Below are 8,871 nucleotides of genomic sequence, written 5' to 3'. Positions count from 1 at the left end.
TAATGAGTAAAATCCGGGAGAAAAATACAAAACCGGAGATGATTTTGCGTTCAGCACTTCACAAATTAGGTTATAGATTTCGGATTCATTCAAAACACTTACCAGGTAGACCAGATATTGTTTTAGCAAAGTATAATATGATCATATTTGTACATGGATGTTTTTGGCATCAACATAAATACTGTACTGAGGGTAGAATTCCTTCCACAAATTCCAAGTATTGGGAAGAGAAATTCAGTAATAATGCAATTAGGGATAAACGGAATAAAAAAGCTTTACGGAAAATGGGATGGAAAGTAATTATTGTTTGGGAATGTGAGATTGAAGGAAAAATTGAAAAAGTAATGTTGAGAATTATTAGAAAAACTAAAAGTTCTAAATTCATGAAGTATATATGAAAAGTGATCAAATGAAAATTATGGCCCAATATCAAATTATTAATAAGAAATAATATATTATAAAGCAGAAGTTGATAATGCAAATAATGGTATAAGTAGAAGTAAATAATAAAAGGTAAAATATATGAACTTAGAGAAAATATACTTGGCCCTTAGTGCCGATGAAATGAATTCAGCTCTTGGAATTATTTGTTTGGAGCTCGAATCCCAGGGATATGGAATTGAGATAGAAGGAATTGAAGTAACCGCGAATGAAATTTTTGAAAACAAGCTTGCTTCGTTGGAAGAGGTTGTCGAACCTTTAAATCTAAAACTATTTAAAAGTGGTATTGAAGAGCAAAAATTCTCAATAGATTTTATAGAATATCATGAAGTGGTATTTAAGAAATATATTATGAGGGAATAATTAATTAATTGTATAAGTTCTTATTAATCCAGTCATTTTTCGGTCACCATCACTTTTCAAAACATTGAATCCATTGATTAAAATGAAGCTGTCGGAGAGTATACTATTCTCTGAATAAAATAATTATACAAATTCTTAAAACTGTTAAGAATTTCGAGTTGATTCCTAAGGAAGATGATTTCAAGTTGGAGCTGTGTCTTTGGTTTGAAGAAATTCAGACAGAACTGAATAAGGAGTTTTGTCATATAGAGTCTTTAACTTGTTAATTTGTTGAAAATAAAAATAACCTTTTTAGCATAGAATAATTGATTCTAGAATAGATGGAATTTTGAAAAGCACAAGAAGATAAGCAGCGCATGGTTCCTAAAAGATTCATACATGCGGCAAATTCTTCTATGATGCATTAACAATTCTCTTTATTCAAAAAAGATTTTTAAGAAATAACTTGACAAATAATTTTATTTGTGTATTTTAGTAAGTGAGTGATTACTTAATTATTGGAATAAGAGAAAATGGTAAAAGAATCAACTGAAGTAAGACAGGAGCAGATAAAGAAAACGGTGTTGGAAATAATTGCCGAAGAAGGTTTGCATAATCTATCCACGAGGAACCTCGCAAAAAGAATTGGCTTTACAGAAGGGGCAATTTTCCGTCACTTCGCTACCAAAAGAGATATTATTAAGGGAATTATGGAAGATGTTGCAAACGATTTGATCGGATCGCTTAGAAGCATTGTTATAAGTCCCGTTAAGACAGAAGAAAAATTGTTTAACTATTTGTGCCGCAATGTAAGATATCTGAAAGAAAATAGAGGAGTAACCATACTTCTGTTTTCCGAGGCAACACACTTAGGTGATAAAGAGCTGAAGGAAAAATTAAATCAGATACTTTCAGAACAGAAGCAGTTTATAATAAAGATGGTAAAAGATGGAATAGCAGAGGGGTTATGCGATAAAAACATTAATCCGGAAGATATTGCAATGCTTTATATGGGTATTCCAATAATGTTTAATATTGAGATGATATTGAATAAAAGCGGTTTGAATGTGGATAATTTTTGTCAAAGAATGTATTCGTTAATCTTAAAGACCTTAAAGGGATAAAAAAATTTGTCTATATATGTAAGTAAATGTTTACAAACAATAGAGGAGAAATAGCAATGTTTAATTTACCAGAATGGACTTTCGAATTTCACGGGCATAGATGCCCCTTTATGCCGATAGGTTATAGGATGGGAACATTGGCATTAGAAAAATTAGGCGTGGAAAAAAGTTTGGACCACCAGATGCATGTGTTTTCCGAGATGGGTGTCGGTCATCCGCAAGGATGTATGCAGGACGGAATTATGTCTGCAACAAGTGCAACCTTCGGCAAAGGAATGATTGAAAGATTGAATTATGGAAAAGTCGCGGCAATTTTTTGGTATCCAGGTAAAAAAGATGCGGTAAGAATTTTTCTTAAAAATGAATTCCAGGATAAACTAGCTCCCCACGAATTTTTCAAATTCCGTAAACAAGGAATAGAACCTTCCGAGATACCGGAGAGTGTTCGCATCGATATTATAAATATAGTTCTTAACGCTACCAACGATGAACTATTTAGCGTAACTGTTCTTGAAAATTTTAAATATAGTCCGGTAAAAGGTTCATTCAACAAAGCAAAGTGCGAAGTATGCGGAGAATATGTTTTTGAAAGATACTTGAGAGTGAAAGATGGAAAGAGAGTTTGCATTCCTTGTTCCGAAAGAGAAGCGGAAGAAACAGTAATCCATTTACCAAACTTGCTGATTTCAAAAAACCAAAATTAGGAGAGATAAAGAAATGGATTTGAACAGCGTTCTTATAATGGCAGTTATATTTTCTTTTGTTCTTGCTTTTGTCTTCTCGATGTTTGGACAGGGCGGAGGGTCGGTTTACTCTCCGCTGTTAATACTACTTGGGTTTTCGGTTTTAAGCTCTACATCAACTTCGTTGGTTCTAAATCTAATAACCTCGATCTCTGCCGGATATGTATTTTATAAGAATAAGATGATCGACATGAAAGCTTCGTTCATGTTTGTGCCGGGTATTGTTATTGGAGCTTTTACGGGCGGTGTTTTTGCCAAACAAGTAAATCAAAACGTATTGCTGTGGTTGTTTGTATCCTTCCTTCTAATACTTGGCACAAGAATGATTTTGACATATTGGCAAAAAGGAAATGATACAGATGAGGAACCATTACCAATGTTAACGACTGCTAAGTATGCATTAATTGTCGCATTTAGTTTTGCTGTAGGACTTATCTCCGGATTGCTTGGTGTTGGCGGCGGTGTTTTAATAGTTCCATTCATGACTTATGTTTTAAAATATCCAACAAAGTCCGCAGCAGGTTCTTCACATTTGATAATATCCTTTTCTGCGCTTGCCGGAATAATTGGTCACGCGACATCGCACAAACTTGATTATCCTTTAATAGCCGCGGCTGGTGTAGCTGTTCTTATTGGCGGAAATCTTGGAGCCAGATTTAGTTTGAGAGTAAAACCCAAAATGATAAAAGCCGGACTCGGTTTAATAATGTGGGCGTTAGCCGCACAGATACTTATTAAACTAATTTAATTAGAGGAAAGAATGAAAAAGATTTTTATTGTTTTGTTGAGTTTGATTTCATTTGAATTTGTATTTGCACAAGAAAAGTCATTCGATTGGAACGGATATATTCAAAGTCGCTTCACTTATAATGATAGAATTAGTGCGGGATTCATGATACGAAGAGCAAAACTTTGGATTGACGGTAAAGCACCTTTGGCTGAAAATATTACATATAAAATGCAGGCAGTATATCGCTCGATTACAGATGATAATTTTTATTTCCAGGATGCTTTTGTAGATGTTAAATGGAATTTTGGTTTTTTAAGAGTTGGAAAATTTGTTCCGAATTTTACTTTGCAGAGAATGCAATCCGATGCTTTTATACCGGTATTAGAACGGGCAAATGTTATCAATAATTTAATCCACGGAGATAAAAGTTCTGCAAGAGAAATTGGCGTTGAAGGAAATTTTGATCTGCTTGATTCAGATCTCAAACTCAGTTTAGGAATATTTAACGGCAATCAAAAATTTCCAGGAACCAACATTAATAATTCTCTACTATACACAACAAAGGCGAGCTACAATCTTATCAATGATAAAAATGAGTTAGCAAACATTGGAGCGTCATTCGGTTATAGATTCTTAGAAAATCAAACTTTTCCTAAAATATTTACCTCCAATGAAACTATAGCAGGAAACGATTACCGATATGGTTTTCAAGCGCAATTAAAGATAGAAAAATTTGATTTTCAAAGTGAGTTTGTTAATGCGGACATTATGAATCAAAATGCTTGGGGTTATTACGTTTATGCGGCATACTATCTCGCAAACGATTTTCAAATATTAACTCAAATAGAAAAGTATAAGGATCTTAATCCGGCAACCAACGATAACGAATGGTATTTAGTTGGGTTCAATTATTACTTGTCTCAAAAAAATAAATTGATGGCAGATTACAAAACACAGTTCAGCAGAAATAAAAATATAAACGAAGCGGAAATTCAATATCAGATATTTTTTAATTAATAAAAGGAAGGAGTTGCAAATATGGTTAATCCAAAAGATTGGTTGGAGTTCGGACAAAAATTTCACGGGCATAAATGTCCCGCAATGCCGATGGGACTAAAAGTAGGTGCGGCAGCAATGAACGCACTCGGAGTTGAAAGAGCGAAGGATGGGCAAGTTGTAGCGTTCGTTGATCTTGGTGAAGATCACTGCGCTACTTGTTACGCTGACGGACTTCAGGTAATAATGGGAACAACATTCGGTAAAGGGAACATTAAGAAAACGCATAAAGGAAAGTGGGCGGTAACATTAATAGACAGAGCAAACGGAAAAGCCGTTCGTGTAACACCAAAAGCAGAAGCTATGCTTCAGAATAAACAATCGGCTTTCTTCAAAGATTACAGAGAAAAAGGAATACCGGCGAGCAAGGTTCCGGCTGAGGTTGTTGATCCGTTAATTAACAATGTTATAAACGCTCCGGAAGAAAAACTGATTAATATTTCAGAAGTGTTCGATTACAAACTTGAACCGAATAAAGACAGCTTTGCAGGTTTCGTGTGTGAAGACTGCGGCGAAATGACGGTAGAAGAATATGGAAGATTAAAAAACGGCAAGCAAGTTTGCATTGACTGCGCTGCAAAAACTAATTGATGTTCTTTGATGAATTGAAAACAACGGAGCGGCAAACTGCCGCTCCACGTTAATAAACCACGTATAAATTATGCTTATAACGGATTTGCGTGAACAAATCCCACATAATTTATACTCCAATTTAACCAAATAAAAGGAGTATTAAAATGAAGAAGTTACTATTCACCTTGTTTAGCGTTATGATGTTTGTAGGTCTATCAAACGCACAATCATTGAAAAGTTCAAACATATTGAGCTTAGGAACTCAATTGAATTTTCCAATGAGTGATTTATCAAATGTTGCAAGCACCGGCTGGGGAGTTACAGGTCAATATGAATTTCATCTTGGCGGAGCTTGGAACGGAACAGTTACAAGCGGTTACTTAGGTTTTGCAGAAAGCAATGGCTACAGCTATTCTGCAGTTCCATTAGTAGTTGGAACTAAACTATACTTTGTAAGCGGATGGTATGGAATGGTTGAAACCGGATTGCATTTTTATAGCTGGACAGGACCACAAAATATATCTGATTCAAAAACCGAATGGGGTTTCAGCGTAGGAACAGGATATGCAATTCCGCTAAGTGAAAATATTGGGCTCGATCTTTCGACAAAATATCAATACAACGGAGATAACTTGAGTTATTGGAATACATACGTAAGCGTAATGTTTGGATTATAATTTACAAAGTATAAAACCGGGGCGGCTAAATGCCGCTCCACTATATAAACATAAAAGGAAAACTAAAAATGTTGAACGAAATGAATTCGCCAAAGGCGAACCGCTTAGCGGGGAAAAAATTATTTGCAATGTTATTCATCTTTGGATTCGTGGCAACTTCAATGTTTGCGCAATCCGCATTTGATAAAGAAGCGTCCGGCTTCCATAAAAAAGCAGTTATGACTTGCGGAACAATGAAAGCGGCCAATCCAACCGAACAACAAGTGTCAAATGTTATTTCAGCAGCCGCTACTGAGCTGGAATCTTTAACACAAAAATTTAAAAACAATCCACCGGCTGAATATAAGAACGACCCTCTTTGGGCTAGTTATTTCGACGACTTTGCAGATAACTTAACACTTGTAAAAACTTTAGCCGCTCAAAAAGATTATAAGATAGCCGCAAAATATTGCAGCACATTCTGTCAAATATTTGGAAGGATGCACAGAAACAACGGAACAGTTGATTTAACCGATATGCTGTTTGTTATCAACATGCAAATGAAATTAGCGACCGATATGGCAAACGCCGGTAATATTAAACTTGCAAAAGAAAACGGCGTAATGATAAAAAAGATGTTAGAGCAAACTAACGAAAAAGTAAAACACACAGAAAACTTTGCGCCGCAGTTCGCATCAATAAACAAAACAGCAGACGAATGGATAAAAGCAATTGAAAGCGGCGATTCGAAAGCGGCAAATAGTTTATACACAACATTCTCTACGGATTTTCCTAAACCATTTATCGCTTCCATGTAAGAAAATTTTAATTAAAGGAGGCAGCAATGCTAAAAAAAATAATAATTATTCTTTTCATCCCGCTACTATTGTTTGGTCAAGAAGTAAAGAATATCGGAGCGCTCTTCGATTCATTAAAGACACATCCGGCAACAATGAGCGATGAATTAAATATAGAGCAAGCCGATGCGGGAAAGAGTATGGCTCATAGTTATCTTTTTCCCAACATAGATCTTTTTGGGAGATTTGACTATTACTCTAAAGCGACGGGTATATTGCCATTGCCTCCAAACGAAATGTTCACATTAATTAAAGACCCATCGCTTACGCAGCCGTTCAGTCAAAATGTTTATCGAATTGGAGCTACTGTTTCGATGCCGATTTTTGTTAAATCAATTTATACGATGGCTTCAAAAACCTCGATGATGTATAAATCCGCCGAAGACAAAAAATATATTAATCTGCTTAAGAATGAAGCGATGCTTGTAAGCTTGAATTCCAACCTTGCGTATATAGACGCGTTAGGAGCGGCGCTGGATCAAAAGAAAAATTCTCTTTTGAAGACTAAGGAATTTATAACAATCAAAGTAAAGAACGGACGCGCCCCGGAATCATCTCTGCTTAAAATAAATAACGGCGTTAGTGAAATAGACGTAATGAAAAATGATCTTTCGTTGCAGCGAGAAGAAGTTCTTGCCGGAATTAGAACATTAACGGGTATATCATTAAAAAATTCGCTTCCGATGACGCAGACCGGAAATTATAAGGATGGAGAAATAAAAGCGTTAGATCCGTTAAAAGAAAAATTGGAAGCCGATAGATTAGGTCATCGCGCTGAAGTAGAAAAATTATTTCCAATGCTTGCGCTGCAAGGAAATTTTAGCAGAGGCTTTGCAACGGCTTATAATAACAGCAAGGACATTGCCGAAAATTATTACACAATCGGATTGGTGTTAAAAATTCCATTGCTTGCGATGGACCAGTATTCACAAATAAGCAAAAGCGCCGTTGAAGTAAAAGCATCCCAAAATGAATTGGATAAAATGAGTCTTGAACTTTCATCTCAAGCAGAGCAATTACAAAAAAGTCTTCCTCTAGTTGAAAACTCAATCGAGCTTTATAACAACAGCATTAAAGACAAAGAAGAATTATTGAACATTGCAAAGGTAAGTTATCAAGCTGATCAAATGACGATGGAAGATTACTTGAAATATGAGGATGATCTTGTTCTTGAAAAATCAAAATTATTTAAGGCGCAGGCACAAAAGTGGCAGACGCTTGTTAAGCTTGCCGTTATTTATGGAAACAGCATAGAGGAGATAGTAAAATGATAAATTTATTTAATAGACTGGCGGCAATATCAAAGGGAATAAAAATCGGAACCGGTGTTACGGTTTTAATAATTATTGCCGCAATCTTTGTCTTAGTGAGAGCAAAGAAAGCAGAAGAAGCATTGCCTTCGGCAAAGACTTACGCTATTACCGTATCTACAATTAAAGCTCAGCAGCAACAAGTTAAACTAACGCTGCCGTATCTGGCGCAAACGCAAAACGATATGGATGTAAATCTTGCTTCCAAAATTGCGGCGCGTGTTGAGTATGTAAAAAACAGCGGCACGTTTGTAAGAAAGGGAGAAATAATCGCGCGGCTTGACGCTACCACAATTGAAGCTAACAAAGCAAGCGTTCAATCACAATTATCAGCCGCGAAGACAGCACTTAAAAATTTAGAAGCAACACACAAAAGAACTTTAGAACTTCTCGCTGTAAAAGGAGCTTCGATAGAACAATCGGAAATGGAAGAAAGCCAGCTTGCGGAACTAAGAGCTAAAGTTGAAGCATCAACGCAAAATTTGAATGATGCTACGAATAATCTTTCTTACGCAATTATAAAATCCCCGGTTGACGGACAGATTTCCAGAAATATAGTTAACCCGGGAGATATGATAATGCCGGGGCAGCCGGTTGCAACCTTAAGCGCGAGCAGCGATTTTTATTTGATGCTCTATGTTCCCTCTGATTTACAAGTCTACGGTGTAAACGTCGGCGGTAAAGATTATAAAGCAATTCCATTGAATACAACGTTAAACGGATTATCAGCTTACAAAGTAAATGTTGAAGCCCACGGAATGACTACGGGTGAACGGGTTGAAGTAGATGTTGAAGTTTATAACGGCAACGCAATTAAACTTCCGATTGACGCAATTTTAAACAGAGACGGTATGAACTATGTTTTTGTGAAGGAGAATGACAAAGCGGTTGCAACGAAAGTAAATATTATTCAAACCGGCGAGGACGGCGTTGTAATCGGGAACAATGAACTATCAGGTAAAGAACTTGTGGTTGCCAAGCAGGATATTCTTCTTACACTTCTGAGCGGCGCAAGTATTAAAACAGAGGAGAGATAATC

Annotated in this window: 11 protein-coding genes; all 11 read left to right on the top strand. The window is 36.1% G+C overall.

The annotated features are described in order from the left end of the window. Positions 1-2 precede the first annotated feature (2 nt). The 11 genes from NTZ27_04435 (at position 3) to NTZ27_04385 (ending at position 8,869) form a co-directional block, all read left to right on the top strand. Positions 3-398 (top strand): very short patch repair endonuclease, encoded by a 396-nt coding sequence (locus NTZ27_04435; protein MCX6173987.1) that lies wholly within the window; start codon positions 3-5, stop codon positions 396-398. 124 nt (positions 399-522) lie between these two features. Continuing rightward, on the top strand, positions 523-804 hold the full coding sequence (locus tag NTZ27_04430; GenBank protein MCX6173986.1) for a hypothetical protein: 282 nt from the start codon (positions 523-525) through the stop codon (positions 802-804). A 512-nt stretch (positions 805-1,316) separates the two neighbouring features. Next, positions 1,317-1,907, top strand: a complete 591-nt coding sequence (locus tag NTZ27_04425) for a TetR/AcrR family transcriptional regulator (GenBank protein ID MCX6173985.1) — start codon at positions 1,317-1,319, stop codon at positions 1,905-1,907. 56 nt (positions 1,908-1,963) lie between these two features. Then, the gene (locus NTZ27_04420) at positions 1,964-2,611 is read left to right on the top strand and encodes an FmdE family protein (GenBank protein MCX6173984.1); all 648 of its coding nucleotides are present in this window, start codon (positions 1,964-1,966) and stop codon (positions 2,609-2,611) included. 13 nt (positions 2,612-2,624) lie between these two features. Beyond that, positions 2,625-3,398: a sulfite exporter TauE/SafE family protein gene (locus NTZ27_04415; protein ID MCX6173983.1), complete on the top strand. Its 774-nt coding sequence runs from the start codon at positions 2,625-2,627 to the stop codon at positions 3,396-3,398. 12 nt (positions 3,399-3,410) lie between these two features. Next, positions 3,411-4,397: a porin gene (locus tag NTZ27_04410; protein MCX6173982.1), complete on the top strand. Its 987-nt coding sequence runs from the start codon at positions 3,411-3,413 to the stop codon at positions 4,395-4,397. A gap of 21 nt (positions 4,398-4,418) precedes the next feature. Next, positions 4,419-5,027, top strand: coding sequence for an FmdE family protein (locus NTZ27_04405; GenBank protein MCX6173981.1), 609 nt, complete (start codon positions 4,419-4,421; stop codon positions 5,025-5,027). 146 nt (positions 5,028-5,173) lie between these two features. Next, on the top strand, positions 5,174-5,686 hold the full coding sequence (locus NTZ27_04400; protein MCX6173980.1) for a hypothetical protein: 513 nt from the start codon (positions 5,174-5,176) through the stop codon (positions 5,684-5,686). Positions 5,687-5,715: 29 nt separating this feature from the next. Continuing rightward, on the top strand, positions 5,716-6,483 hold the full coding sequence (locus NTZ27_04395) for a hypothetical protein (GenBank protein MCX6173979.1): 768 nt from the start codon (positions 5,716-5,718) through the stop codon (positions 6,481-6,483). A gap of 26 nt (positions 6,484-6,509) precedes the next feature. Next, positions 6,510-7,793: a TolC family protein gene (locus NTZ27_04390; GenBank protein ID MCX6173978.1), complete on the top strand. Its 1,284-nt coding sequence runs from the start codon at positions 6,510-6,512 to the stop codon at positions 7,791-7,793. Continuing rightward, positions 7,790-8,869, top strand: a complete 1,080-nt coding sequence (locus NTZ27_04385) for an efflux RND transporter periplasmic adaptor subunit (protein ID MCX6173977.1) — start codon at positions 7,790-7,792, stop codon at positions 8,867-8,869. Before NTZ27_04390 ends, NTZ27_04385 begins: the two co-directional genes overlap by 4 nt. The last annotated feature ends 2 nt before the right edge of the window (positions 8,870-8,871 follow it).

It is taken from the genome of Ignavibacteriales bacterium (assembly GCA_026390775.1).
Classification (GTDB): Bacteria; Bacteroidota; Ignavibacteria; order Ignavibacteriales; family Melioribacteraceae; genus Fen-1258.
This window is presented reverse-complemented; position numbering and strand designations above follow the sequence as displayed.

Bases quoted from the DNA above. Each gene is read 5' to 3' on its own strand.
- NTZ27_04435 (MCX6173987.1), top strand. From the start codon at position 3: ATGAGTAAAATCCGGGAGAAAAATACAAAACCGGAGATGATTTTGCGT.
- NTZ27_04430 (MCX6173986.1), top strand. From the start codon at position 523: ATGAACTTAGAGAAAATATACTTGGCCCTTAGTGCCGATGAAATGAAT.
- NTZ27_04425 (MCX6173985.1), top strand. From the start codon at position 1,317: ATGGTAAAAGAATCAACTGAAGTAAGACAGGAGCAGATAAAGAAAACG.
- NTZ27_04420 (MCX6173984.1), top strand. From the start codon at position 1,964: ATGTTTAATTTACCAGAATGGACTTTCGAATTTCACGGGCATAGATGC.
- NTZ27_04415 (MCX6173983.1), top strand. From the start codon at position 2,625: ATGGATTTGAACAGCGTTCTTATAATGGCAGTTATATTTTCTTTTGTT.
- NTZ27_04410 (MCX6173982.1), top strand. From the start codon at position 3,411: ATGAAAAAGATTTTTATTGTTTTGTTGAGTTTGATTTCATTTGAATTT.
- NTZ27_04405 (MCX6173981.1), top strand. From the start codon at position 4,419: ATGGTTAATCCAAAAGATTGGTTGGAGTTCGGACAAAAATTTCACGGG.
- NTZ27_04400 (MCX6173980.1), top strand. From the start codon at position 5,174: ATGAAGAAGTTACTATTCACCTTGTTTAGCGTTATGATGTTTGTAGGT.
- NTZ27_04395 (MCX6173979.1), top strand. From the start codon at position 5,716: ATGCCGCTCCACTATATAAACATAAAAGGAAAACTAAAAATGTTGAAC.
- NTZ27_04390 (MCX6173978.1), top strand. From the start codon at position 6,510: ATGCTAAAAAAAATAATAATTATTCTTTTCATCCCGCTACTATTGTTT.
- NTZ27_04385 (MCX6173977.1), top strand. From the start codon at position 7,790: ATGATAAATTTATTTAATAGACTGGCGGCAATATCAAAGGGAATAAAA.